Below are 25,592 nucleotides of genomic sequence, written 5' to 3'. Positions count from 1 at the left end.
GCCGCGGAGTCGGCCCGTCAGTCCCGTATCCCGGCGAGGACGTCGAGGGCGAGCGAGTCGTCGGCGTCGTGGGAGAGGGAGACGGTGACGCGGGTGCACAGGCCCGCGAAGCGGTCGCGCACGGCGCGGCCGGCCGTACGCGGTTCGCCGTGGACGGCGAAGGCGTCCAGGACGTCGTCGTCCACCAGCCCGCCCATCTCGGCCCACCGGCCGCGCACGGACAGCCGGTGCAGCTCGTCGTGGAGTTCGCCCCAGCCATGGAGGTCGAGCACCGCGCGGTAGGCGGGTGTGGAGGCGTAGAACGCGATCCGCTCGCGGGTGGCGGTCAGGGCCGCCGCGTACTCCTCCTCGGTACGGCCGGTGGCGACCAGGGCGTTGCCCGCCACCTCGAAGGGCCGGCCCGCGTGCTCGGAGGCCTCCCTGGCCTTGTGCACGGTGGGGAGGGTGACCTGCCGGAGGTAGTCCGCGGAGGTGAGGGCGTGGCAGATCAGCCCGTCGGCGGCCTCGCCCGCGACGGCGGTCATCATCGGGCCGACGCCTGCGAGCCAGATCCGGGGCGGCCCGGACGGCAGGGGGCCCGGGTCGAACATCGGCGTCATCAGGGTGTGGGTGTAGAACTCGCCGCGGAAGCGCAGCCGGTCGCCGGTCTGCCAGCTGTGCCAGATGGCCCGCAGGGCGGCGGCGAACTCCTTCATGCGGGCGGCGGGCCGCGACCACGGCATGCCGTAGCGATGGGTGATGTGCGGCTTGACCTGCGAGCCGAGGCCGACGGTCAGCCGCCCGCCGGACAGCCGCTGGACGTCGTAGGCGGCCGTGGCCACCGTCATCGGGTTGCGCGCGAAGGCGATCGCCACACCGCTGACCAGGTCGGCCCGGCGGGTGGCGCCCGCGGCGAGGGCAAGCTGGAGGAAGGCGTCGTGCCGCATCTCGTTGACCAGCATGCCGTCCGCGCCGTGCGCCTCGGCGTGGGCGGCGGCCGCGGCGGTCCGCTCGATCCGGCCGGTGAAGGTGAAGTCGGCCTTGAGGGGCGCGGGCGGGGTGGTCACGCGCCGGCTCCCGCGGCCGGGCCGTCGGCCTCGGTGAGCCGCGGCGGCGCGGCCTGCCGCCAGGAGTCGGCGACGATGTCCCGGAGCTCGTCCATGTCGTCCAGGGCGGCGAGCCGGACCCGCACCCAGTTCGACCCGGCCTCGTGCGGCGGCACCCAGAACTTCCCCGGCTCGGCCGCGATCAGCTCGCCCCGCTCGTGCATGGGGCAGCGCACCGCGAAGGACGTCTCGTCGTCGGGCAGTGTGAGGTACATCCTCCCGGCGACCCGGAACGTGGGCATGCTCCAGGCCTCCTTCTCGACCGACTCGGGCAGCGAGAGGGCGATGCGGCGGACGTCTTCGGAATCGGGCATGCGACCACGGTAGCCATCGCCTCCGACAACGGCCGTGACGCGTCCCCCGCGCGTGACGCCCCTCTCCGGCTCCGCGCCCCCGCTCCTCCGGGCGGACCTGAGTAGCAAGGGGAAACCTAGGTGTACACTGAGCTTCTCCCCGGCGCGGTCGCGAGGACGCGGCGGGCGGGAATCGCATCGTCCAGGAGGTGAGCGGCAGTGGCGACCGGACGGCACGTGTCGGGCCCGGAGGAGGACCAGCCGGCCTGCTCCATCGAGCGGAGCCTGCAGATCCTCGGTGAGCGCTGGTCCCTGCTGGTGCTGCGCGAGATCTTCGCCGGGCGGCACCGCTTCGCCGAGATCCAGACCTCGCTCGGGATCGCCCCCAACCTCCTCAGTACCCGCCTCAAGCTGCTCGTCGACGCCGGGGTCCTGTGCACGCGCACGTACCAGGAGCCGGGCAGCCGGCAGCGGCAGAGCTACCACCTGACCGACGCCGGGCGGGAGCTCGACCTCGTCATGGCCTCCCTCCAGCAGTGGGGGGACCGCCACCGGCCGCGCCCCTCCGGCCCCTCCGCGCGCCGCCGGACGCGCTCGACCGGCCGCGCCGTCCACGTCGGCTTCCTCACCGACGACGGCAGCGAGGTACCGGGCAGCGACGTGTCCATCGCCGTGGCCCGGCCCACCGGGGCGGCCTGACCGGCGGGGCGCCCCGGCGGCCGTGGGCGGCCCGGTTCAGTGCAGGTCGGCCCGTTCGGCGGTGTCGTCCAGGAAGCCGCCCGACTGGTGCTGCCACAGCTTGGCGTAGGCGCCGTCCTCCGCGAGCAGCTCCTGGTGGGTGCCCTGCTCGATGATGCGTCCGCGGTCCAGGACGATCAGCCGGTCCATGCCGGCGACCGTACTGAGCCTGTGCGCCACCACGAGCGCCGTCCGCCCCTCCATGAGGCGCCACAGGGCCTCCTGGACGAGCATCTCGCTCTCGGAGTCCAGCGCGCTGGTCGCCTCGTCGAGCAGCAGGATCGGGGCGTCGCGCAGGATCGCCCTGGCGAGCGCGACCCGCTGCCGCTGTCCGCCGGAGAGCTTGAGCCCTCGTTCGCCGACCATGGTCTCGAAGCCGGCGGGCAGCGCGTCCGCGAACTCGGTGACGTGGGCCGCCTTGGCCGCGCGGCGGATCTCGTCCTCGGTGGCGTCGGGGCGGGCGAAGGCGATGTTGTCCCGCAGGGTGCGGTGGAACATCGCCGGGTCCTGGGGCACGTAGGAGATCAGGCCGCGCAGGTCGGCCTGGCGCAGCCGGCTGATGTCCTGCCCGCCGATCAGGATCCGGCCGCCGTCGATGTCGTTCATCCGCAGCAGCAACCGGGTGAGGGTGGTCTTGCCGCCCCCGGAGCGGCCGACCAGCCCGACCCTGGCACCGCTGGGCACGGCGAGGTCGAGCCCCTCGAAGAGCGGCTCCGCGCCCCCGTGGGCGAAGGTCACGTGCTCGAAGCGGACATCGGCGCCCGTGGACCGCAGCGGTTCCGGCGCGGGCGGGTCGAGCACGGTGGGCGGCTTCAGCAGCAGTTCGGTGAACTGCGCGGCCTCCGTCATCGAGCTTTCCAGACGGCGGTAGATCTGGTTGAACTCGAACATGATCCGCGTCGCGTTGGAGTAGTAGGTGAAGGCCACCACGACCGCCTCCACACCGTGCGTGCCCGCGCCGAGCGTGACCGCGAGCAGCAGGCCGAGCGCGTTGGTGAGCACGGACAGCGGTGCGACCAGGGTGTCGATGCGCAGGTTTCCGTAGTCCCACGACTTGAGTGTGAGCCTGCGCGACTCGGCGACGCGGGAGCGGTGCTCGGCGGCCTCGCGCTCCTCGGCGGCGAACGCCCGGACGGTGTCCATGTTCATCAGGCTGTCGGCGACGTGCCCGGACACCCTGGCGATCGCCTCCTCGCGCCGGCGGACGAGCGCCTGGCGCCGGCGGATGAGGGGCGCCACGCACAGCGCGGTCACCGCGATCATCGCCAAGAGGCCGACCACCAGCAGCGGTTCGTAGGCCCACAGCACCACCGACCCGAACAGCAGCGGTACGAAGCTGCCCAGGACGTTGAAGGTCAGCGTGTCGACGAACTCCTCGAAGCGCGAGGCGAAGCTCAGCACCCGCTTGGTCAGCGACCCGGCGAAGTTGTCGTGGAAGAACGACGCGTCCTTGGCGAACAGCTCGTCCATGCCGACCACGTAGAGGTGCTCGATGCCGAGGGCGTCGAGGCGGTTGAGGCAGTGCAGGCCGATCCGCCACAGCGTCTCCGCGAGCAGCAGCACGCCGGCGAAGACCAGGACGTAGGGCAGGGTCGCCCCGAGGCCGGGGGCGGTACCGTCGACGAAGCCGCCGACGAGCTTCGCGACGACCAGCGGGGCCACGTAGTTGATGCCGATGTTGCCGAGGGCCGGCGACAGCATCGCCGGAAGCGTCAGCCACCGGAGCCGGGCCAGCTCCCTTCCGTAGTGACGAAGGGCCAGGAGCACCGGGCCCCTGGCCGGCCGGAACCTGTCTGTTTCAGGCGATCCCATCTTCACCCTGCGGTGTCGTGCGGCGACTGCCGCGTTCTTCTCCGGGACGTGCTCCGGGAGGTGCCGCGCCGTGGCGGCGCGGCACTCTGGTTCGGATCAATCCCCGCCGCTCGGGTCGTCCTGCGGGGGACGCGCATGGTCACGGGGCCTGCCCGTGCGGCGACGCCGAGGAGCGACTGGTGGGCGGTCCGAACTGGCAGTGTCCCGCAGGGACCGGTGCGCAGTCCAAGCGTTTTCCGGCGGGCGGCACGGCGCACGGGTGCGCCCGGGGGCACCCGTGCGGGCGGAGACGGCTCGGGGTCGCACGGATCGGCTCGCCGGGGCGCCCATCATCGCCATACGGCCGATGCCCCCGCCACCGCGGAAGCCGCCGCCGGGTCCGGCCTCGTGTCGCCACGCGCTCTGCACGATGCGCCCGGCGTACCGGCCGCAGAACGGGGCGTTGACGCTGCCGGAGCGGATGTCGCGGAGTCGGCCGTACATGGTGCAATGCGCTTCTCGCTGGTCGCAACGGCCGCGGGGCTGCCCGGTCAACTGCTGGAGCACGCAGGGTGCCGTGCGGCCGCAGAGCGGGTGGATCAGCGTCGGTCAAGGGCGGCAGTCGGGGCAGATCGCACAGAGCACTTCGCCGTCGTCCGCCATGCGGGGGCTCCGCCGCGTTGACGCTGCGGCGGAGCCCGGCACGGCGACTTACTTCTTCTCCCAGCCGATCAGCTCAGGCGCGCCGATGACGCCGTAGTTGCCGTAGAACTGGGCCGCCCCGTAGTTGGCGAGACCCTTCTTGACGGCCCAGATGGTGGGGCCGTTGTGGATCGGCATGATGCCGTAGGTCTCCATGGCCTTCAGCTCGACCTTGTTGCCGGCGGCGATCTGCTCGTCCAGGGTCGGCAGGTTGGTGACGGCCTTGACCTCCTCGTCCATGCTCTTCGGCACCGAGCGGGAGACGTTGAGGGTCGAGTCGGAGCAGTACATCTGGCAGATGTAGAGCATTCCGTTCGGGTCGCTCGAGATGAAGCCCATCCCGAAGATGTCGAAGGCGCGCTTGGTGAACACCTTGTTGAAGTCGGCGGAGGGCCGGGCCTCGATGTTCAGCTTGACGCCGATGTTCTTCATCATCTGGGCGATGGCAGTGGCCCGGGCCTTGACCGTGGCACTGTCACCGATGGTGGGGAAGGTCAGTTCCAGCTTCTCGCCGCCCTTGGCCCGCACACCGTCCGCGCCGGCCTTCCAGCCCGCGGCATCCAGCTCCTTCTTCGCCGCCTCGGTGTCGAACTTCACGAGCTTGCCGAAGTTGTCCTGGTACCCCTTCTGGAAGGGGAAGAGGCTGAAGGACCCGGGCAGGGGCTCGGTGTAGCCGAGTCCCTGGAACGTGATCTTCGCGAGCTGGGAACGGTCGATGCCCTCCATCAGGGCCTTGCGCACCACCGGGTCCTTCAACTGCGGCGAGGTGCTGTTGAAGACCAGGAGGTTGTTGGAGGTGGTCGTGCCGCGCCGAAGCTCGGTGCCCGCCACCGACTTCACCTGGTTGAGTTCCTCGGCGTTGGCAGCCTGCACCGCGTCGATCTGGCCGTTCTTGAAGGCGTTGAGACTGGCGCTGACCTCCATCTGCACGAAGGTGAACTCGTCCAGATGCGGCTTCGCGCCCCACCACTTGGGGTTGGGCTTGTAGGTGACCGTGCCGCCCTTGGCGTCGAACTTGGAGATGGTGTAAGGGCCGGCACCCCACTCCGCGTGGGGGGTGCTCACGTAGGCCTTGTTGAAGGCGTCGGCCTTGGCGATGTGTGGGTTGACCAGCGTGCTGAAGAGGGACTTCCAGTACACGAAGGGGCCGCTGAAGGTGACGATCGCCTGCTTGGCGTCCTTGCCCTTCGCGACCGAGGTGATGCTGGAGTAGCCGTCGGTGGAGCCGACGACGTAGTCCTTGTTCTTCCCGTTGAGCGCGTTCCAGGTGTCCCGGAACGCCGTCCAGTCGATGTCCTGGCCGTCGTTCCACTTGGCCTGCGGGTTGATGTCGTACGTAATCTGGGTCTTGCCGTCCACCGTCGCCTGCTTGACGTCGGCGAGGTAGTCCGGGTTGTACGTGATGTTGCCCTTGGGGTCGTTGAAGGACAGCTGCGGCTGGTAGAACCAGGCGATCTTCGACGTGTACAGCGACCCGTCACCGTGCAGCGGGTTGAGCTGATCGGGAATCTCCACGATGGGCAGCGTCATCTTGCCGCCCTGCTGCAGGTTGCTCGCAGGCTGGGGGTTGTACGCGGTCAGCACCTCGCTCTCCGAGGTGGCGCCCTTGGTCTTCTCCTTCGGGGCGCTTTCGGTGCCCCCGCTGGTGCACCCGGAGAGGACGAGGGAAGCGGTGGCGGCAAGCGCCAACCCGCCCAGAACGATGCGTCTCATGACGGCCTTTCGGTTCAGTTGGATACAGACATGGTCGTGTCCGCGAAATGGCATGCGTCGCGGTGGTCCTGGTCGCCCCTGTCAGTGAGCTGCGGAGTGACTCCGCGGCACTGCTCCTTCTGCGGCTCCGACAGCAATTGGTGCAGCGGACACCTGGTGACGAACCGGCAACCAGGCTGATCGTCGGTCGGACTCGGAAGGTCGCCCTTGAGCAGGACTCGTTCCCGGGTGCGTTCCGCGGCCGGATCGGGCAGGGGAATCGCGGAGAGGAGTGCCTTGGTGTAGGGGTGCCTGGGGTTGTCGAAGACGGCGTCGGTGGCACCGGTCTCGACGATCCGCCCCAGGTACATCACCGCCACGCGGTCGGAGATGTGGCTCACCACCGACAGGTCGTGGGCGACGAAGAGGTAGGACAGCCCCAGCTCGGCCTTGAGGTCGTTGAGCAGGTTGATGACGCCGGCCTGCACCGAGACGTCGAGAGCCGAGACCGGCTCGTCGAGAACGAGCAGCTTCGGCTTTGTGGCGAGCGCCCGGGCGATGCCGATGCGCTGCCGCTGCCCTCCGGAGAAGGCCGCGGGGAAGCGGTCGAGGTGCTCGGCGTCGAGCCCCACGAGTTCCATGAGCTCCGCCACCTGAGTGGCAAGCGCCTTGTTGTCGCGGTCACCGACCGCGCGGAGGGGTTCCGCGAGGATGTCGAAGACCGTCATGCGGGGGTCCAGTGCCCCCATGGGGTCCTGGAACACCATCTGCATGTCGCGACGGACGGAGCTGATGTCCTGCTTCCGCTTCAGGTCCGCCGTGTTCTGGCCGCAGACGGCGATGCTGCCCTGCTCGGGCGGCTTCAGTCCCATGATCTCCAGCAGTGTGGTGGTCTTGCCGCACCCCGACTCGCCGACGAGTCCGAGCGTCTCTCCCTGGCGGATGTCCAGGTCGATGCCGTTGACGGCGAAGACGGAGCCCACCCTGCGCTTGAGCAGGCCGCCCTTGGTGAGCGGGAAGGTCTTGGTGACACCCGAGAGTTCCAGGACCTTCGGTCGGTCCTCACGGGGGACGGCCGCGGCCCGGTTCTCCCTGAGGGCCGGGACGGGGTAGATCGGCTCGCCGCCGATGGCGCCATCGTCGATCTCCGCGGCGCGCCGGCAGGCAGCCACGTGCTGCTTCTCGCCGCTGTCGCCCTCGGAGACCGCCAGCAGGGGGGGTTCGGCCGCCCGGCAGGCGTCCTGTACGACCGGACAACGCGCCGCGAAAGGGCAGGCGTCGGGAAGGTCCACCAGGAGCGGCGGAGTCCCCGGGACCGGGGTCAGGGCGCCCCTCTCGCGGTCGTCCAGGCGGGGAATCGCACCCATCAGGCCGATGGTGTACGGCATGCGCGGCCGCGCGAAGAGGTCGTCCACCCCGGCACGTTCGACCGGCCGGCCGGCGTACATCACCATGACGTCGTCGGCCGAGCCGGCCACCACCCCGAGGTCGTGGGTGATCATGATGACCGCGGCCCCGGTCTCGCGCTGGGCGGTCTTGAGGACATCGAGGATCTGCGCCTGCACGGTGACGTCGAGAGCGGTCGTCGGCTCGTCGGCGATGATCAGGTCGGGGTCGTTCGCGATCGCCATGGCGATGACGGCCCGTTGCCGCATCCCGCCCGAGAACTCGTGCGGGAACCCCTTGGCGCGGCGGTCGGGGTTGGGAATACCGACCAGGTCCAGCAGTTCGACGGCCCGTTTCCAGGCGGCAGCGGACGAGATGTCCTGGTGGATCTGGAGGGCCTCGACGATCTGGGCTCCGATGCTGAAGATCGGAGTGAGCGACGAGAGCGGGTCCTGGAAGATCATGCCGATGTGCTGACCGCGCACCTTCGACATCTGCCGGTCGTCGAGATCGAGGAGGTTCTTCCCGCCGAGCGTGATCTCGCCGGTGACCGCGGCGTAGTCGGGCAGAAGTCCCATGACGGCCATGGACGTGACGGACTTGCCCGACCCCGATTCGCCCACGATGCCCAGGGTCCTGCCGCGGTGCAGGTCGAAGGAGACGCCGCGGACGGCTTCCACCCGGCCTGCTTCCGACGGGAAGGCCACCTGCAGGTCGCGCACGGACAGCAGAGGCTGCCGGGTGTCGGGCGTGGTCGTGACAGCGCGCTGCTCGATCATGCGCGGCCTCCAGACTGCGAGGTGGGGTCGAGGGCGTCGCGCAGGCCGTCGCCGATCAGCGCCATCGCCACGGTGAGCAGCACCACCATGCTTGCGGGCAAGTAGAACAGCCAGGGAGCGGTGGACAGTGTGTTCTGCCCGTCGGCGAGCATGGAACCCAGCGACACGTCGGGCTGCTTGACGCCGAAGCCGATGAAGGAGAGCGCCGTCTCGGACTGCACGGTCGAGGCGACACCGAGGGTGAACGTCACGACGAGCAAGGACCCGATGTTCGGTACCAGGTGGCGGACGATGGTGCGCATCGCGCTGACGCCCATGAAGCGGGCCGCCAGCACGTACTCGCGCTCCCGCAGGGAGGTGGCCAGGGACCAGATCACCCGAGCGGTGAGCATCCAGCCGAAGAGCGTGAGGACCACGACCAGAACCTGCCACTCACCGCGGTAATGCGTACCGACGAGGGCGATGATGAGGAACGAGGGCAAGATGAGCAGGAAGTGCACAAAACCGAGCATCGCCCGCTCGACCTTGCCGCCGAAGTAGGCGGCGGTGGTACCGAAGAGTCCGGCTATCGCGGTGGTCAACAGAGACACCGTCACGGCGATGATCAGCGACCTGCCGAGGCCGTGCACGAGTTGGGCGTAGACGTCGTTGCCCGCGCCGTTGGTGCCCAGCAGGTGACCGCCAACGCCGGGGGGGACGGAGAGTGCGGTGAAGTCCGCCTCCACATGGTCCCAATGAGTCAGGTACGGGCCGAGAAGCGAGAAGAACACAAGGAGGGCGAAGAGGACCAGACCGCCGAGCGCCGGCTTGTTGCGCGCGAAGCGCCGCATGTAGAGCTTGGACGGGGAGAGGCGCTTACCGCCGGCCTTTCCTGGTCCCTGCGTCTCGCCGGGGCGCACCCGTTCGGCGTCGGGTCCGACACCGGGCATGTTGATGGCCACGTCAGCTCACCCTGATCCTGGGGTCAAGAGCCACGACGACGAGGTCGGCGAGAATCGCACCGATGGCCGTCATGAGGGCGCCGAAGGCTGCGACGGCGACGACGCCGTGCACGTCGTTCGTGCTGATGGTCTTGGTGAAGTACTCACCCATTCCGTGCCAGGCGAAAACCGTTTCCGTGATCACCGCGCCGGTGAACAGCGCCGGCATGGCGAACGCGACCTGAGTGGCGACGGGAATGATCGAGGTCCGCAGCCCGTGCCGGTAGATGGCCTGCTTCCGCGTCAACCCCTTGGCCCGTGCCGTTCGGATGTAGTCGGAGTTGATGTGATCCAGCAGCAGCGATCGCTGCAACAGGTGGTATCCGGCGTAGGAGATGAACGTGAGCGAGATCGTGGGCAGGATCGCGTGCATCGCTCTGGACCCGAAGACCGCCCAGAACCCACTGACGTCGGGGCTCTGCGCTCCGGCGACAGGCAACAGCGTGCTGCCCAGGGACTGGTTCAGCGCGATGGCCGCGAGCACGACCGCGAGGGAGGCCACCGCGGAGGGCGTGTTGAAGGAGAGCACGGAGATCCCCTGCAGCACCCGGTCGGCGGCCTTGTACTGGCGCGACGCGGTGTAGACGCCCAGCCCGACTCCGACCACGATGGACAGGATCGTCGCACCCAGGACCAACTGGCCGCTGACAAAAATCCGGTAGGCGACCTGCTCGTTGACACTCCCCCCGGTCGGCGACTGGCCCCAATCGAAGTGAGTCACGATCTGGGTTATCCAGTGCCACCACCGATCCGTGACCGGCTTGTCCGGATTGAGATTGTAGAGCGACAAGGCATGGTTGATCTGGGCTGGAGTTCGAGGCGGTCGCAACGCGGTGTAGTTCGACGCAGGTTTGAGGAATGCGTTAGCGAGGAAGTACGTGAGGTTGGTCGCGATGGCGATCATCAAAAACCAGCCGACTATTTTGCGGGCGATGTAACGCAGCACTGTTAGTCGGTCTTTCGTGATATGAGGCGTATCGGCCCGCAAGTCCGATGAGTGACTGGAGACTTAGTCGCGCCGACCGGGGACGAGCGGATCCTCGGGGGTCAAAAAATGACTGGCGCGAAGCCGTTCCGGTGCACGAGCCTGAGGTGTGCCCACAGAGCTGAACGAGCAGGCGAAGCATGAGTGAGCACTACACAGGACATAGCGGACAACCTTGCATGGAATAAGCGGGTTTACAGCAGCCACATGATCAGCAGCGCCGCCGACAACGATTCCAACTGCCCGCGTGGCACGTCAAGGCTGATCAGGTCGCGATCCGGTTAAGCAAAGCCGCATACCGGTCATTTTTTGCGCGTTTCACCGTCACGGCAGGTACGGCGACCTGCGAAGCGCGGGCGACTCCAAGAGGCACAAAACAAACCTTCGTGCATATTCGTCTCTTCGTACTCCCTTTCCAACGCCTTTGGGGCAGGGCCGTGGAGTTCAGGGCTTCGGAGGCGTCGGCGAGTACGTGCTGATCTGCGGTGACTCGGGACGTGAGCAGCGGAGTTCCGGTAGGACTGGCAGTCGACCAGGACGGCCGTGCAGAGCACCAGAGGATCCGGTGTCCGGTCAGTGATTCCCAACGGGGTTTGTCAAGGGCGTCGGTGACGCTTGGTGATCACGTCACATCGCTGTGAGTCCGCGTTGTGGTGGCTCGGTGGGTGAAGGTGCGTTGGTCTCGGATGAGGGCCCGGAGCACGTACAGGCGGCGCCGGGCGAGCGCGGGAATAGCCTGCTTGTGGGTTTTCCCCTCGCCTCGTTTGCGCTGGTAGAAGCTCTGTGAGGTGGGGCAGCAGCGGGCAGCGAACTGGGCGGAGAGGTAGAACACGCGCAGCAGGTGCCGCTGATGCGTCCCGAGTCCTGGGGCACGGGTGCCAGTCGGGCGACGCCGGCGAGTCGGCCAGGTCCAGCACGTCGCTCATCAATTCCAGCAGCTCGTGCTCGTCGTTCGGCACCCGCCGCGACAGGACCTTCGCGCCCCGTCCGCATCGATCACCGTGCAGTGATGCTCGGCCCTTCCAGCGTTCACCCCGCCCACAGTTCGGGCACCGGTGTCTCCCTCGTCGATTCGTGCACTGGTCCCTGCGGACGACACCCCCGACGCGTCCCTACGAAGCGACTGTTCGCGCATCCCCATCAGTGGCCGTGTCATCGCGGGGTCCCGGGCGGCCAATCACTGAAAGCCACACCAGCGGCATGAGCTTTTTCAGCCACACCCGAAATCCCTGGGCTTCCCGATCCTACGAATGACCGGGACGAAGCCCACGAACAAGGTAGGGAGCTCTTACAGAGTGGCCGACGATCGGGTGACGCTTCGGACGACGACTTGGACGTGCTCGATGCGTCTCGCGCTGTTCCCAGCCGTGTCGGCGTCCCGGACAACTTCAGCCTCGTGAGCCGCAGCTGAAAGAGCTCAATGCGTCATCACGCGTGAAATCACGCCAGCCAGGGGCCTGTCCGCCCCCAGGCCGGGGAACTCACCCAGCCGTCCCGTGACGCGGGCTGCCAGGTCGCCTACCTGTCCGGGCCGGCGATGCGCCGGATAGGCGACCTCTACCCCTGCGAGGCCAAGACCGACGCGAAGGACGCCACGGTGATCGCCGAAACCGCCCGCACGAGGCCCCGCACCCTGCGCTCGGCGAAACCGACCGACCCAATCACCGCCGAGCTCACCGCCCTCGGCACACGATGATCGAGTCCGCGAACAGCACGACCACCGTCACGCGCCTGCGGCAGGCTCGCGGTCCCCCGGCGCCCGGGAGGTGTCCCCCTGCTCGGTGCGCACCACCTGGGCGAACGACGAGCAGATACAGGGCAGGCCCGCCGACCTGAAGGCGGGGCGATCCAACTCCGAGCGACAGCCGGCCGACACAGAGTGACATCGGCGAGGAAGGGCAGGAACGATGGGAGCACAGCGAGCGAAGAAAGCCCCCGAACCAGTCCTGGACATACGTAAGGGACCCCCTATAGAGGGCCCCTTACGCTGTGAAATCTCCGACGTCACCGTCGGGACGACAGGATTTGAACCTGCGACCCCTTGACCCCCAGTCAAGTGCGCTACCAAGCTGCGCCACGTCCCGGTGCCTGATCGTCCGGGGCATCCCGCCCGGCCGACCGCGCACGAGAACAATACCGCACGTCGGCGGGTGCTCGCTCGCACCATTCCCGCGGCACGCCGGGCGCCGCCGCGGCGGGGTACCCGACCCGGATGAGTAGCCGTACTCATGTGGCGCGGGCCCAGGCGGCCGATGCTTACGGCATGGCGAATCCGATCCAGCAGCAGAACACGGCGGCCTACTCCGCGCAGGCCGCGATCTCGTTCGCCGTCGCCCTCGGGGCGATGGTCGTGGGCATCGCCTACCTGCCGGTCGGCCCGTGGGTGCGGGCCTTCCTGGCGGTGGGGCTGCTCTACGTGGTGACCTCGGCGTTCACGCTCGCCAAGGTCGTCCGCGACCGGCAGGAGGCCGGCCAGGTGACGAGCCGGGTGGATCAGGCGCGGCTGGACAAGCTGCTGTCCGAGCACGACCCGTTCAAGGTCGACGGGGTGTAGCCGACTCGTCGCCCAGCAGGTACCGAGCGCCGGGCCCCCTGGCGGCGGCGGTGTCGTCCGGGTTGTACAGGGCGCACTTGCGCAGGGAGAGGCAGCCGCAGCCGATGCAGCCGGTGAGGTTGCCCTTGAGCCGTTCCAGCTCCGCGATCTGCTGGTCGATGCGACGGGTCCAGGTGCGGGCGACGGCGTTCCACTCGGCGGCGCTGGGGGCGCGGTCCTCGGGGAGCCGGGCGAGGGCGGCACCGGCCTCCTCCAGCGACAGGCCGACCCGCTGGGCGGCCCGGATGAACGCGACGCGGCGCAGCGTCACACGGGGGTAGCGGCGCTGCCCGCCGGCGGTGCGCTCGGAGCGGATGAGGCCGAGGTCCTCGTAGTAGCGCAGGGCCGAGGTGGCGAGGCCGCTACGGGCGGCGAGCTCGCCGATGGCCAGGAGGTCGCGGCGCGGTGCGGAGTCGCTCATGGGGCCGAGCGTACCGCTTGACCTCAAGCCGACTTGAAGTTGCACCCTCGACCCATGACTCCGACCAGCGCGGACACCGCGTACGGATACGACGACCTCAGGCGGCTGATGTCGCTGATGACCGGCGACGAGAAGCACGGGCCCGCCGCCACATCCACTCTCGACGTGCTGTGGGTGCTCTACGAGCGTGTGCTGCGGGTGACCCCGGCGACGGCGCAGGACGCCGGCCGGGACCGCTTCCTGCTCTCCAAGGGCCACGGCCCGATGGCGTACTACGCGGTGCTCGCCGCCAAGGGCTTCCTCCCGGAGGAGTGGCTGCCGGGCTTCGGCTCCTTCGGCTCGCCGCTCGGCCACCACCCGGACCGGGTGCTCGTGCCGGGCGCCGAGATCGGCTCCGGCTCGCTCGGCCACGGGCTGCCGATCGCGGTGGGCAGCGCCCTGGGACTGCGGGCGCAGGGCCTGACCGACGCCGCGGTGTGGGTGCTGGTCGGCGACGCCGAACTGGACGAGGGCAGCAACCACGAGGCCGTCGCCTTCGCCGGCGCCACGGGACTGGAGGGCCTGCACGTCGTCGCCGTCGACAACACCTCCGCCACCTACCGGCGCCCTGGAGGTCCCGCCTCGCTGTTCGCGGGCGAGGGCTGGTCCGTGACGGGCGTCGACGGCAGTGACCACGAGGCGCTGTACGAGGCGTTCACCGCACCGCACCCCGGACGGCCGCACGCCGTCGTCGCCCGAGTCGAGCCCAAGCGGTGACCACCGCCCCGAGCCGAGGAGACCTTCCGATGGACACCATGCGTGACCGCTTCACCTCCGTCGCCTCCCGCCTGCTGGACGAGGACCCCCGGCTGGCCGTCGTGCTGGCGGTCATCTCCGGGGACCGTTTCACGGAGGCCGCCCGCCGCCACCCCGACCGGGTGATCGACGTGGGCATCCGCGAGCAGCTGCTGGTCAGCGTCGCGGGCGGGCTGGCGCTGACCGGGTTGCGGCCGATCGTCCACACCTTCGGCAGCTTCCTGGTGGAACGCCCCTTCGAGCAGGTCAAGCTGGACCTGGGGCACCAGGGCGCGGGCGCGGTGCTGGTCAGCTCGGGCGGCTCGTACGACATCGCCGCGGGGGGCCGCACCCACCAGGCCCCGGGCGACGTCGCGCTGCTGGACACCCTGGACGGCTGGACCGTGCACGTGCCCGGCCACCCGGACGAGGCCGAGGCGCTGCTCCGGCACGCGGCGGCCGACGACGACCACCGGGTCTACGTACGGCTCAGCGAGCAGTCCAACCGCGACGCGCGGCCCGTCTCGCCGGGCCGGTTCCGGGTGCTGCGCGAGGGCCGGGCGGGCGTGGTGGTCGCCGTGGGCCCGCTCCTGGACGCCGCGCTGGAGGCGGTCGCGGACCTGGACGTCACGGTGCTGTACGCCTCCACGGTGCGCCCCTTCGACGCGTCAGGACTGCGGGCCGCCGTGGCGGGCGCGGACGCGGCGGACGTGGTGCTCGTCGAGCCGTACCTGGCGGGCACGTCGGCTTCGTTCGCGGCCGAGGCGCTGCTGGACCTGCCGCACCGTGTCCTCGCGCTGGGCACCGCCAGGGAGGAACTGCGCCGGTACGGCACCTGGCAGGAGCACGTGGCCGCGCACGGCCTGGACGCCGCCGGGCTGCGGGCGCGGATCGGGGACTTCCTGGCGGGCTCCCGCCGCCATGCGGGCCTCGCGGGGCAAGGCGTCCGCTAGCTCCAGGGAAGCTCCGCGCGGTGCCGCCAGTACGCCGGCGCCGGTTCGGCCAGGGCCGCCAGCCGGGCCAGTTGCCCCGCGTCGAGCCCGACGGAGGCGGCCCGGGCGTTGGCGGTGACCTGGGCGGTGGTGGCGGCGCCGGAGAGCACGACGCCGGCCCAGGGGCGGCGCAGGACCGCGGCGAGCGCCACCGCGTCGGGCGTCGCGCCGGTCTGGGCGGCCACCTCGGCGAGGGGGGAGTCGGGATCGGCCGTCGCCAGGCGGCCGTTGGCCATGGCCTCCTTGACGATCACGGTCAGACCTGCGTCGTGGGCCTCGGCCAGGGCGGGCCCCGCGGAGGGCTCCATCAGGTTGTAGGTGGCCTGCACGACGCTGAACAGGCGCCGTCCGTCCACCGTCACCTTGAGCGCCGCGCGGATCGCCTCGGCCTGCAGCGGGCCGCTGGTGGACAGCCCGACGGCCACCCCGTCGGCCGACAGCCGGGCGAGGCGTGCGTGGAGGTCGCGGTCGGCGAGGGCCGGGCTGTCCGGGGTGACGGAGTGGATCTGGTAGAGGTCGAGCCGGTCGCCGAGCAGGGCGCGGGTCTCGGCGATCTGCCGGTCGTAGGTGGCGGCGGCGTGGTCCTTGACCTCGTGCACCTCGGCGTCGGCCCGCCAGCCGGCCGTGTAGGTGTAGCCCCACTTGCTGCCGATGAGCACGTCGGCGGCCTCGGGGTGGGCGTCCAGCCAGCCCGCGAGGAACTCCTCGGCCAGGCCGTAGGAGCGGGCCGCGTCGAAGTAGCGGATGCCGAGCGCGTAGGCGGTGTCGAGGACGGCGTGGGCGCGGTCGCGCATCGCCTCGACGGTGCGGTCGGCGGGCAGGTCGGCGGCGCGGCCCAGGTCGATGTAGGCGGGACGGCCGACGGCGGCGAGGCCGAGACCCAGCCGGGGCAGGGGGGCGGTGACGAGTCGTTCGAAGGGCACGGTCGCCACCGTACTCCCGGTGGAGTACGCCGATCCGGTGCCTGAGGCGGACGTCGCGGGTGATCACCGGAATGCATAGTGGGAGCGTCACACCCGTCGTCCCCGTCCGAGGATCACGCATGCGATTCGCCCTGCCCAGGACCTGGCGCACACGGCGCCGGCTGGCGGCCGGCGCCGCCGCCCTCGCCCTGCTCGCCGGTGGCGGCGCCGTCACCCTCGCGACGGCCGACTCCCCCGCGCCCGTGCGCCGCCAGGACCGCGTCCTCTCCCTGCCCGAGGCACCGGGCAGCGCCGCCGAGGTGCGGATCGACACCTCCTACTTCACCTCCGGCGGGTCGGCGCCGCGCCCGGCGGTGCTGCTCGCGCACGGATTCGGCGGCAGCAAGGACGACGTGAGGGCCCAGGCCGAGTCCCTCGCCCGCGGCGGCTACGCCGTGCTGACCTGGTCCGCGCGCGGCTTCGGTGCCTCCGGTGGGCGGATCGGGCTCAACTCCCCCGACGCGGAGGTCGCCGACGTCTCGCGGCTCGTCGACTGGCTGGGCCGGCGCCCCGAGGTGCTGCGCGACGGCCGGGACGACCCACGGGTGGGCGTCACGGGGGCCTCGTACGGCGGGGCCGTCTCGCTGCTGGCCGCGGGGTACGACCGGCGGGTGGACGCCATCGTGCCCGCGATCACCTGGTGGGACCTGGGTGAAGCGCTCTTCCCGCAGGGCGTGTTCAAGAAGCTGTGGGCGGGGATCTTCTTCTCCACGGGCTCGCGCGGCGCCACGTGCGGCTTCACCCCCGAGCTGTGCGCGATGTACGACCGGTCGGCCGTCGCCGGACGCCCGGACGACGCGACGCTGCGGCTGCTGACGCGCTCCAGCCCCTCCTCGGTGGCCGGGCGCATCAAGGTGCCGACCCTGGTGGTGCAGGGCCAGAACGACTCCCTCTTCCCCCTGGACCAGGGCGACGCCATCGCGCGTGCCGTCGCCGCGAACGGCGCGCCCGTGGCCGTCGACTGGTTCTCCGGCGGGCACGACGGCGGCGACCAGGAGACGTCCCGGATCGAGGCGCGCACCGCGGCCTGGTTCGACCGCTGGCTGAAGCGGGACAAGGCGGCCGACACCGGTCCGGCGTTCCGCGTCACCCGGACCGGAGGCGTCGACACCACCGACGGCAGGGCGGTGCGCCGCGGCGCGGACGCGGACGCGTACCCGGGCCTGGAGGGCACGCGGACCCGGACGGTCCCGCTCGGCGGGCGCGCGCAGACGGTGGCCAACCCCGCGGGCGGCAGCCCGCCCGCGATCTCGGCGGTGCCCGGCGTGGGCGCGCTCTCCCAGCTCTCCGACCTCGGCCAGGGGCTGTCGCTGTCCCTGGACTTCCCCGGTCAGCGCGCCGCCTTCGACTCGGCGCCGCTGAGCTCGGCGCTGCGGCTGACCGGCGCCGCGACGACACGCGTCACCGTCGGCACGGACGCGCCCGCGGGCGCGGTGCTCTTCGCGAAGCTCTACGACGTGGCCCCCGGCGGCAACGAGACGCTGCCGCACCAGCTGGTCGCACCGCTGCGGGTCGCGGAGGACGGCACGGTGCCGGTGCGGCTGCCCGCCGTGGACCACGAGTTCGCCGCCGGGCACCGGCTGCGGCTGGTCCTGTCCACCACCGACCTGGGCTACGCCTCCCCCGTCGCGGCCGCCACGTACCGGGTGTCCCTGCCCGAAGACGCCGCGCTGACCGTGCCGACCGACCCGGGGCTGACCACCGGTCAGGGCGCGCTGCCCGCCTGGGTGTGGCTGCTGCCGGTCGGCGCGCTCGCGCTGGCGGCGGCCCTGCTGCTGACCGGCCGCCGCCGGGCCGGCGCCGTGCGGCAGGCGCCGGACCCGGCCCTCGCCGACGTGCCCCTGGAGATCTCCGGGCTGTCCAAGCGGTACCACGGCGCGGCGGACCGCTACGCCGTGCGGGAGTTGTCGTTCCGGGTCGAGCGGGGCCAGGTGCTGGGTCTCCTCGGCCCCAACGGCGCGGGCAAGACGACCACGATGCGCATGATGATGGGCCTCATCCGGCCCGACGCGGGCGGCATCCGCGTGTTCGGCCACGCGATCCGGCCGGGTGCGCCCGTGCTGTCCCGGGTGGGGGCCTTCGTGGAGGGCGCGGGCTTCCTGCCGCACCTGACGGGGCGGGCCAACCTGGAGCTGTACTGGCGGGCGACGGGCCGGCCGGCGGCCGACGCCCACGTCGAGGAGGCCCTGGAGATCGCGGGCCTCGGCGAGGCCCTGGAACGCGCGGTGCGTACGTACTCGCAGGGCATGCGGCAGCGGCTCGCCATCGCTCAGGCCATGCTCGGCCTGCCCGACCTGCTCATCCTCGACGAACCGACCAACGGGCTCGACCCGCCGCAGATCCGCGAGATGCGCGACGTGGTGCGCCGCTACGCGGCCGCCGGCCGTACCGTCCTCGTCTCCAGCCACCTGCTGTCGGAGGTCGAGCAGAGCTGCACGCACCTGGTCGTCATGGACAAGGGGCGGCTCGTCGCCGCCGGTCCGGTCGGCGAGATCGCCGGGAGCGGGCAGGCGCTCTTCGTCGGCGCGCCGGGCATGGCCGGCGAGCAGCGGGAGGCGGTCGCCTCGAAGCTGTCGGCGCTGCCCGGTGTCGAGGCGGCCGAGCCCGCGGACGGCGGGCTGCTCGTCCGGCCGGGGGCGATGACCGTGCCGGAGCTGCTGTCCGAGCTCCTGCGGCTCGACGTGCCGGTGGAGCGGGTCGGCCCGCACCGCCGCCTGGAGGACGCGTTCCTGACCCTGATCGGAGGTCCCGCGTGACCGAGACCCTGGAACTGGCCGAGGGGTACCGTCCGGGCCGCACGCTCCCGCTGCGGGTCGAGGCGGTACGGCAGTTGCTGCGGCGGCGCACGCTCGTCGCCTTCGGCGTCGTGCTCGGCCTGCCCGTGATCGTGTGGGCGGCCTTCGCCATCGGCGGCACCCCGCGGGGTCGCGACTCCGGCCCGACGATGATGGACGTGGCCACCGCCTCCGGCGTCAACTTCTCGCTGGCGGTGCTCTTCGTCTCCTCCGGCTTCCTGCTGACGATCCCGGTCGCGCTGTTCTTCGGCGACACGATCGCCTCGGAGGCCAACTGGTCGTCCCTGCGCTACCTGCTGGCCGCCCCGGTGCCCCGCGCGCGGCTGCTCGCCTCCAAGGCGCTGGTGTCCCTGGTCTTCAGCGCGGCCGCCGTGCTGGCGCTGCCCGCGGTGGCGCTCGGCGTCGGCACGCTCGCCTACGGCTGGGGCGACCTGGAGCTCACCACGGCCGGCGCGCTGCCCCCGGGCACCGCGACGGGCCGGCTCGCGATCGCCGCCCTGTACGTCTTCGTCGGCCAACTGGCCGTCGCGGGCTTCGCCCTCTGGCTCTCCACGCTCACCGACGCGCCGCTGGGCGCGGTCGGCGGGGCCGTGGGCGTCGCGATCCTCTCCAACATCCTGGACGCGATCACGGCCCTGGGCTCCCTGCGGGACATCCTGCCGACGCACTGGCAGTACGCCTGGATCGACGCGCTCCAGCCCCGGCTCGAGTGGTCGGGCATGCTCAAGGGCACTTCGGTGTCGCTGTCCTTCGCGGTGGTGTTCGTCGCACTGGCCTTCCGCGGCTTCCGGGGGAAGGACATCGTGTCCTGAGGGCGGGGCGGAGCCCTGAGGCGGGCGGAGGGCGGAGGAGCCGGCGTACAGCGTGCTGCCGACCGGGCCGGGGGACGCCGACCGGAAGCTCGACGTCGTACGGGCGCCTCGGTCCGTCAGAGGGCCGAGCACCTGGCGGAGCAGGCGACTGCTGGAGTCCGTACCGCTCGTGGTTCTGGAGGATGTCTCGCTGCGGGTCGCCGAAGAGGCCGCGCGGCGGCTCGAGGCGGCCGGGGCCGGCGCCAGGGGTGCGCCGCACAGGGAGCGGATGCGTCTTCGCCCCTGGCTCCGGCCCTGGTGGCGAGCCGCCGTGCACACCGCCCGACTGGTCGGCGCAGGGCTGCCCGCCGGCGCGCCGCTCCCTCCGCCGCTGAGCCGTCAGGCCGGGCCGCCCACCGCCCCGGCGGACGGCACCGGGGCGTCGGCGGACGGGTCGGCGCCCCAGGCCGCGGCGCACAGGGCGCGGGAGAGTTCGTCGGAGTAGACGGCGGCGGCCAGCCAGGCGAGGGCGAAGCGTTCGGTGTCGGCGGGCAGCAGGCGGCCGAAGGCGTCGCGGCCGCGGTCGGCGGCGGCGCGGTGGAGGTCGTCGATCAGGTCCGCGGCGGTCGGCAGGGCGGCGCGGCGCAGACGCCGGGAGTCGGGGGCCGAACTCGTGGGCAGGGCGAGGACCCGGCGCCCGCCGGAGGCGGCCTGCTGGACGCGGCGGAGCAGAAGATGGACCGGGGCCTCGTCGGGCGCGTCGGGCGCCGGCAGGGGGACCGCCGGTGCGGCGGTGGGAAGGTCGGCGCGCTGCAGGCGGTCGAGTCCGGTGTCGACGCGGACCTCGGGGTCGGCCGGGTGGCTGGTGGCCAGCAGCAGCGCGCGCGGGTGCGGGACGGGGTCGAGCCGGGCGATGACGCGCAGCCGGGTGCCCGGCGCGTCCGCGAGCAGCCGCAGGTTGTCGCGGTGGGGCAGCGCGGGGTGGTCGTGGGCGGCGGCGAGCCGGATCGTCAGGTCGCCGCACCGGGCGAGCAGGCAGTCGCCGCCGGCCTCGCGGACGGTGCCGGCCAGGGTGACGTCGAGGAACAGCAGGCCGTCGCCCGCGCCGAGGGCGCGCACGGCCTGCTCGGCGACGGGCACCCGCCACAGTCGGTCCAGGGGCTCGGCGGTCCAGGCGGCGCCGGATGCCCGTACGGCGCGGACGGCGGCGCCCGCGCCGAGCCGGCCGGTGGGCGAGACCGTCGCGCCGGACACCGCCAGGCCGGCGCGGGAGAGTTCGCGGTGGGTGAGGGCTGTGTCGCCGATGCGCACGGCCCGGTCGGCGGCGCCCGTCGCGCGGCCGGGGCCGCCGGGGGCGACGTCGGACACGGTGCAGAGGCGGCCGTCGGTGTCCGTCGTCCAGGTGACGGCGCCCGCGTAGCCGCTCGCGGTGAGGACGGGCTCGGAGAACAGCCCGTACAGCCGCAGCGAGCCGTCGGGGGTGTACGGCTGCCGGGCGGTGCCGCGCACGGCGGCCAGTTCGGTGCCGGTGGCGTGGGGCACGCGGTGGGCGGTGCCGAGGAGTTCGCGGAGCACGGCGACCAGGTCGGCGAGGCGGTGCCCGGGGTCGTCGGCGCGGGCGGCGCGCAGCCGGGTGACGACGGAGACCGCCGCGGCCGCGGCGCGGGGCAGTCCGGCCAGCCGCGCGGAGTGCGCCGCCCTGAGCAGTTCGGCCTGGACGACGGCTCCGGAGCCGTCGACGCCCGCGTCGAGTGCGGCGGCGCCCGCCGTGCGCAGGGCCCCGGCGGCGGCCCGCTGCTGCGGGGTGGCGGTCTCGGGCTCGGCTGCGGGCGCCTGTTCCCCGCCGGGTTCCGGCAGGGCTGACCCGGCTGCCGGCCCGGGAGCCTCGGCGACGGGTGCGGCCGAGGCGGCCGCGGCGCGGTGCAGGCAGTCCGGGGCGAGCAGGCAGCCGCAGTGGACGTCCTCGGCCCGGGTCACCGTGCCGCCGGGGGCCCGGAGTTCGAGGTCGGTGTCGTCGTCGACGGCGATCCGCACGGTGTCGCCGTCGACGGCGGCCGGGCGGGCCGCGAGCTTGGCCACCGCGGAGTCGAGGCGCTTGCGCAGCCGCGGCGAGAGGGCCTCGACGAGTTCCGCGGTCACGGCGGGCGCGACCGGGGGGAGTTGCTGGTTCATGTGATCTTCTCCCCTACCCAGCGGGCGAGTTCGAGGGGGCTGAGGGCGGCGACCGGCATGCCCGCGGCGACGAGCTGCCCGGCGACGCCGGTGGAGTAGCGGGGGCGCCCGGCGTCGTCGAGGCTGGCGCAGCCCAGGACGTGGCAGCCGGCTCCGACCAGGGCGCGGACCTCGGCCAGGAGGCCGCCGAGCGGATACCCCTCCTCGAAGTCGCTGACGACCACGACGAGGGTGCGGGAGGGCACGGTCACCAGTTCGCGGGCGTGCCGCAGCCCGGCGGCGATGTGGGTGCCGCCGCCGACGCTCACCTCCAGGAGGAGGGAGAGCGGGTCCGCCACGTGGTCGGTGAGGTCGATGACCTCGGTGGAGAACGCCAGGAAGTGCGTGGACAGGGTGGGCACCCCGGCCAGGACGGAGGCGGTGAGCGCGGCCCAGATCGTGGAGGCCTCCATGGACCCCGACACGTCCGTCACCAGGATCAGCCGCCAGTCCGCGGCCCGCTGCGCCCGGGCGCGGAACACCGGCCGCTCCGGGATCACCTGGACGGTGCCGTCGGGAGCGCGGCGCGCGGTGGCCAGGTTCGCGCGCAGCGTACGGGCCAGGTCGAGGCCGCCGCCTGGGCGCCTGCTGGGCCTCGGCAGGGCGGTGCCGTGCAGCGCCGGGCGCAGCCGGGTGGCGAGTTGGCGGGTAAATGCCTCGACCAGACGCCGTACGAGCGGGCGCAGCGCGGCCAGCCGGGCCTCCGGCAGCCCGCCCGCGTGGCGCAGGACGGTCCGCAGCAGGTCGACGGAGGGGCGCACGCTGTCGGGGTCGAGTTCGGCGACCGCGTCCTTGCGGCCGGACGCGGCGGCGGTCGCCAGCACCTCCTCGCGGATGCCGGGCCCGAACAGCGCCGCCAGTTCCTCGGACCATTCGCGCACCCCGGGGTAGGGCGCCTCGCGGCCACCGCGGTCGCCGGCCGCGCCGTGGCCGCCGAGGTCACCGCGGCTGCCCTCGCCCCGGCCGTGGCCGTACAGCTCGTCGAGCGCGGTGGCCAGGGCCGCGGCGGAGGGCGGCAGCCGGTCGGCCCGGCGGCCCAGAACGAGGCGCCACCGGTCGGCGGGCGCGAGGGTGCGGGCCGCCGAGGCGTGCGCCGCGCCCGGGTCACCGGGAGCGGCGGCCGGCTGCCGCGTGCCGGACGACCGCGCGCCGGGGGCCCGTACCGTCGTGGTACCCGTGGCACCGCCGGGCGGCTCGCGCGTGGGGTCCGGCTCCGCGGGAACCACCGCCGCCGCGGCGGCCGTCGGCGCCGCCTCGGGCCGCTCGCGCGGGAGCAGGGCGAGCCGGTCCAGGGCCGCGCGGGCGGCGAGGTCGGCGCGGGTCCAGGTGGCGAGGGCGACGGGGTCGACGCCCGCGGTGTCGGCGATGCCCTCCGCGTCCAGGCGTTCCTCGACGGCGGCCAGGAGGCGGTCGCGGGCGGCGGGGCTGAGGGTGTCGAAGCCGCCGCGCAGGGCGGGGAGCCGGGAGAGGAACGCCCGGTCGGGCAGGTCGCGGACGCGGTCGAGCAGCGGTTCCAGCGCGGGGGCGGCGGCCTCCAGCAGCGGGCCGGCCGCCGTCAGCAGTCCGGTCAGCCGCGCGGTGAGGGCGGCGCGGGAGTCGGGGTCGCCCGCCGCGTCGACCCAGGAGGCGGCACGGGCGCCGAGGGTCTCGGCCGCCTCGTGTCCGAGGAGGACCCGGACGGCGCCCGCCGCGCCGCGCATGAGGGGGGAGCCGTCCGCGGCGAGCCGTGCGAGCGCGCCGGTCAGGCGGACGCCGCCCAGGAGGTCGGCGCGGTGGGCGAGTTCGAGCAGCGCGTGCGCGTCGGCGGGGTCCTCGGAGCCGGTGAGGCCGTCGACCTGGCGGACGGCCGCAGCGGTCAGCAGCTCGGCGACGGCGGTGACGCGGGCGGCGCGGGCCTCGTCGGCGCCGAGCCCGGCGATGTGCCCGGCGCGGACGCGGTCCAGCAGGGCGAGTCCCGCGAGGAGTTCGGGGAGGGTGCCGGAGGCGGGGAGCACCTCGCCGGTCTCGGCGAGGCGTTCCCCGGCGAGCGCGGGCAGCCCGCACTCCGCGGCCTGGGCGAGTCCGGCGAGGGTCTGCGCCGCGGTGGGGCCGCCCTCGTCCGTCTCCTGGCGGCGGCGTTCGCGCAGTACGCCCTCGGCGGCCTGGTGGGCGGTGACGCCGCGGACCCCGGCGGCGGTGAGCATGGCCGCGGTGGCGGGTGTCCAGCGGACCTCCCATCGGGTGGTGAGGCCCTCGGCGCCGGCCGCTCCCCTGACGTCCTTCGCTTCGGCGTAGGGCACGCCGCACACGGCGAGCCTGCGCAGCAGGAGTTCGCGGCGGCGGTCGAGATCGGAGCGGAGCGGGTCCAGGCGCAGGTCCCGGGCGTCGGCCGGGGCCGCGGCGTCCGGGCCGGGGGCGGGCAGGCCCAGTGCGGCCAGTTCCGCCTCGACGGCGGGGGCGAGGCCGCTGCGCGGCGCGCCGGGCGCGGGGCGGCCGCCGCGGGTGCCGACCAGCACCCGTTCCATGGCCCGCGCCACGGCCCGGCCGCGGCCGTACGGCTCCCCCTGGGCCAGCACGGTCTGCACCGCCTCGACGAGTTCGCCCCGGCCTGCCGCGGGCAGCCCGCGGAGCCGGGCGAGGTCACCGGCGAGCCGGCTGATCTCGCGCGCGTCGGCGGGGCCCGAGGGGTGTCCCTGGGAGCGCAGTTCGGCGCAGATGCGGACGGCGGCCCGGGTGAGCGCCTCGTCGAGGGCGCCGGGGTCGCCGGCCGCCTCCAGCACCATGTGCTGCCACTCGGGGTCGCGGATGCCCGCCGGATAGCCGGAGCGTTCGTCCAGCAGCGGGTACGCGTAGGGGATCAGGGACGTCGTCCAGGCCGCGCCGCCTCCGGGTACGGGCGGTGCCTCCGGGCCTTCCGCCGTGGCACTGCCCTGCGGCCACAGGCCGGCCGGGACCAGGGCCGGGGCGTGGAAGGCGCCGACGACCACGGCGGCGCGGCGGCCGTCCGCGGCTGCCTCGGCGATGCGGGCCCGCATCCACCGCTCGCGGCGCAGGTCGAGGGCCGGCACGCCGGCCCCCTCGGCGGCGTCCCGGCGCAGCGCCCATCCCGTCAGGAGCGCGGCGCGGCGCAGCGCTTCGGGCGGTGAGCCCGGGGCACCGGCCTCGACGAGGCGGTCCCACAGGTCGTCGCCGGGGCGTCCGGTGAGCCGGGCGCTCAGCGCGGCGTGGAGTCCGGGCCGGGGGTCGCCCGTCGGGGCCGTCGTGCGTCCGGCGTCCCAGGCGCGGTCCGCGAGCGGCAGGTCGCAGGCGACGACGGGGACGCCGCACCGGGCCGCCCAGCGGACGGCGGCGAGTTCGGGCGAGAAGTCGGCGAAGGGGTAGAAGGCCGGGCCGCCGCCCCCGTCGCCGGGAGCGGCCGCGAGGGCGACGGGGGCCCGGGTGTCCTCGTGGGCGAGCCAGGGCAGCCACTCCTGCATCTCGCCGGGGAGTTCGACGAGCAGCACGTCGGGCTCGGCCCCGTCGAGCAGTGCGGGCAGCGCGGCCGCCAGGGACGGTGCGTGGTGCCGTACGCCGACGAGGTAGGGCGCCGACGGGTCGGTGAGGACCGCGACGGCCTCGTCCGGGGTGAGGGGCAGGGGCACGT

Annotated in this window: 17 protein-coding genes, 1 tRNA gene and 1 pseudogene; 7 read left to right on the top strand and 12 right to left on the bottom strand. The window is 72.9% G+C overall.

From position 1 onward, the window contains the following. Window positions 1-17 precede the first annotated feature (17 nt). On the bottom strand, window positions 18-1,046 hold the full coding sequence (locus tag B085_RS0123730) for a TIGR03617 family F420-dependent LLM class oxidoreductase (RefSeq protein ID WP_018561092.1): 1,029 nt from the start codon (window positions 1,044-1,046) through the stop codon (window positions 18-20). Beyond that, window positions 1,043-1,399, bottom strand: a complete 357-nt coding sequence (locus tag B085_RS43595; RefSeq protein ID WP_018561091.1) for an MmcQ/YjbR family DNA-binding protein — start codon at window positions 1,397-1,399, stop codon at window positions 1,043-1,045. The genes B085_RS0123730 and B085_RS43595 overlap by 4 nt, the downstream gene beginning before the upstream one ends. Window positions 1,400-1,597: 198 nt before the next feature. On the opposite strand from B085_RS43595, the gene B085_RS0123720 reads away from it, so the two are divergent. Next, window positions 1,598-2,077 carry a winged helix-turn-helix transcriptional regulator gene (locus B085_RS0123720; RefSeq protein WP_018561090.1) on the top strand — a complete coding sequence of 160 codons (480 nt, stop codon included), beginning with the start codon at window positions 1,598-1,600 and terminating at the stop codon, window positions 2,075-2,077. A gap of 36 nt (window positions 2,078-2,113) precedes the next feature. Here B085_RS0123720 and B085_RS0123715 read toward each other — a convergent pair whose 3' ends face one another. The 5 genes from B085_RS0123715 to B085_RS0123695 all read right to left on the bottom strand — a co-directional run bounded on the left by B085_RS0123715 (window position 2,114) and on the right by B085_RS0123695 (window position 10,392). Then, a complete protein-coding gene (locus tag B085_RS0123715; RefSeq protein WP_078620033.1) occupies window positions 2,114-3,928 on the bottom strand; it encodes an ABC transporter ATP-binding protein in 1,815 nt (604 codons plus the stop codon). A 690-nt stretch (window positions 3,929-4,618) separates the two neighbouring features. Next, a complete protein-coding gene (locus B085_RS0123710; protein WP_234018644.1) occupies window positions 4,619-6,322 on the bottom strand; it encodes an ABC transporter family substrate-binding protein in 1,704 nt (567 codons plus the stop codon). A gap of 14 nt (window positions 6,323-6,336) precedes the next feature. Further along, window positions 6,337-8,466, bottom strand: coding sequence for an ABC transporter ATP-binding protein (locus B085_RS0123705; RefSeq protein WP_018561087.1), 2,130 nt, complete (start codon window positions 8,464-8,466; stop codon window positions 6,337-6,339). Further along, window positions 8,463-9,407, bottom strand: a complete 945-nt coding sequence (locus tag B085_RS0123700) for an ABC transporter permease (RefSeq protein WP_018561086.1) — start codon at window positions 9,405-9,407, stop codon at window positions 8,463-8,465. The genes B085_RS0123705 and B085_RS0123700 overlap by 4 nt, the downstream gene beginning before the upstream one ends. A gap of 1 nt (window position 9,408) precedes the next feature. After that, window positions 9,409-10,392 carry an ABC transporter permease gene (locus tag B085_RS0123695; RefSeq protein ID WP_018561085.1) on the bottom strand — a complete coding sequence of 328 codons (984 nt, stop codon included), beginning with the start codon at window positions 10,390-10,392 and terminating at the stop codon, window positions 9,409-9,411. A 1,531-nt stretch (window positions 10,393-11,923) separates the two neighbouring features. Here B085_RS0123695 and B085_RS47335 point away from each other — a divergent pair. Then, a pseudogene (locus B085_RS47335) lies at window positions 11,924-12,115 on the top strand (IS110 family transposase); the annotation flags it as partial. A 326-nt stretch (window positions 12,116-12,441) separates the two neighbouring features. On the opposite strand, the gene B085_RS0123680 reads toward B085_RS47335, so the two are convergent. Then, window positions 12,442-12,515: transfer RNA gene (locus B085_RS0123680), tRNA-Pro, on the bottom strand. 179 nt (window positions 12,516-12,694) lie between these two features. On the opposite strand from B085_RS0123680, the gene B085_RS0123675 reads away from it, so the two are divergent. Further along, the gene (locus tag B085_RS0123675) at window positions 12,695-12,985 is read left to right on the top strand and encodes a YiaA/YiaB family inner membrane protein (protein WP_026251357.1); all 291 of its coding nucleotides are present in this window, start codon (window positions 12,695-12,697) and stop codon (window positions 12,983-12,985) included. Here B085_RS0123675 and soxR read toward each other — a convergent pair. Beyond that, complete coding sequence (gene soxR, locus B085_RS0123670) at window positions 12,966-13,445, bottom strand: redox-sensitive transcriptional activator SoxR (RefSeq protein WP_018561081.1); 480 nt, start codon at window positions 13,443-13,445, stop codon at window positions 12,966-12,968. The genes B085_RS0123675 and soxR overlap by 20 nt on opposite strands. A 54-nt stretch (window positions 13,446-13,499) precedes the next feature. Here soxR and B085_RS0123665 point away from each other — a divergent pair, with 54 nt between their 5' ends. Next, on the top strand, window positions 13,500-14,201 hold the full coding sequence (locus tag B085_RS0123665) for a transketolase (RefSeq protein WP_018561080.1): 702 nt from the start codon (window positions 13,500-13,502) through the stop codon (window positions 14,199-14,201). Between the two features lie 29 nt (window positions 14,202-14,230). Then, window positions 14,231-15,172, top strand: a complete 942-nt coding sequence (locus B085_RS0123660; RefSeq protein ID WP_018561079.1) for a transketolase family protein — start codon at window positions 14,231-14,233, stop codon at window positions 15,170-15,172. On the opposite strand, the gene B085_RS0123655 is transcribed toward B085_RS0123660, so the two are convergent. Next, entirely contained in the window at window positions 15,169-16,134 is a 966-nt protein-coding gene (locus tag B085_RS0123655) for an aldo/keto reductase (RefSeq protein ID WP_026251356.1), read from the bottom strand. The two genes, B085_RS0123660 and B085_RS0123655, sit on opposite strands and share 4 nt — an antisense overlap. 119 nt (window positions 16,135-16,253) lie before the next feature. Between B085_RS0123655 and B085_RS0123650 the strand changes: the two genes are divergently transcribed. Beyond that, a complete protein-coding gene (locus tag B085_RS0123650; RefSeq protein ID WP_018561077.1) occupies window positions 16,254-18,929 on the top strand; it encodes an alpha/beta fold hydrolase in 2,676 nt (891 codons plus the stop codon). Then, on the top strand, window positions 18,926-19,780 hold the full coding sequence (locus tag B085_RS0123645; protein WP_018561076.1) for an ABC transporter permease: 855 nt from the start codon (window positions 18,926-18,928) through the stop codon (window positions 19,778-19,780). The genes B085_RS0123650 and B085_RS0123645 overlap by 4 nt, the downstream gene beginning before the upstream one ends. 378 nt (window positions 19,781-20,158) lie before the next feature. On the opposite strand, the gene B085_RS0123640 is transcribed toward B085_RS0123645, so the two are convergent. Then, window positions 20,159-21,931, bottom strand: coding sequence for a hypothetical protein (locus B085_RS0123640; protein ID WP_018561075.1), 1,773 nt, complete (start codon window positions 21,929-21,931; stop codon window positions 20,159-20,161). Beyond that, window positions 21,928-25,590 carry a vWA domain-containing protein gene (locus tag B085_RS0123635; RefSeq protein WP_018561074.1) on the bottom strand — a complete coding sequence of 1,221 codons (3,663 nt, stop codon included), beginning with the start codon at window positions 25,588-25,590 and terminating at the stop codon, window positions 21,928-21,930. The genes B085_RS0123640 and B085_RS0123635 overlap by 4 nt, the downstream gene beginning before the upstream one ends. Window positions 25,591-25,592 lie beyond the last annotated feature (2 nt).

The sequence above is a fragment of the Streptomyces sp. BoleA5 genome, assembly GCF_000373665.1.
Classification (GTDB): Bacteria; Actinomycetota; Actinomycetes; order Streptomycetales; family Streptomycetaceae; genus Actinacidiphila.
The sequence above is the reverse complement of the archived record's forward strand: the minus strand, read 5'-3'. Positions and strand labels throughout refer to the sequence as shown.

Bases quoted from the DNA above. Each gene is read 5' to 3' on its own strand.
- B085_RS43595 (WP_018561091.1), bottom strand. From the start codon at position 1,399: ATGCCCGATTCCGAAGACGTCCGCCGCATCGCCCTCTCGCTGCCCGAG.
- B085_RS0123715 (WP_078620033.1), bottom strand. From the start codon at position 3,928: ATGGGATCGCCTGAAACAGACAGGTTCCGGCCGGCCAGGGGCCCGGTG.
- B085_RS0123710 (WP_234018644.1), bottom strand. From the start codon at position 6,322: ATGAGACGCATCGTTCTGGGCGGGTTGGCGCTTGCCGCCACCGCTTCC.
- B085_RS0123705 (WP_018561087.1), bottom strand. From the start codon at position 8,466: ATGATCGAGCAGCGCGCTGTCACGACCACGCCCGACACCCGGCAGCCT.
- B085_RS0123675 (WP_026251357.1), top strand. From the start codon at position 12,695: ATGGCGAATCCGATCCAGCAGCAGAACACGGCGGCCTACTCCGCGCAG.
- soxR (WP_018561081.1), bottom strand. From the start codon at position 13,445: ATGAGCGACTCCGCACCGCGCCGCGACCTCCTGGCCATCGGCGAGCTC.
- B085_RS0123665 (WP_018561080.1), top strand. From the start codon at position 13,500: ATGACTCCGACCAGCGCGGACACCGCGTACGGATACGACGACCTCAGG.
- B085_RS0123660 (WP_018561079.1), top strand. From the start codon at position 14,231: ATGGACACCATGCGTGACCGCTTCACCTCCGTCGCCTCCCGCCTGCTG.
- B085_RS0123650 (WP_018561077.1), top strand. From the start codon at position 16,254: ATGCGATTCGCCCTGCCCAGGACCTGGCGCACACGGCGCCGGCTGGCG.
- B085_RS0123640 (WP_018561075.1), bottom strand. From the start codon at position 21,931: ATGAACCAGCAACTCCCCCCGGTCGCGCCCGCCGTGACCGCGGAACTC.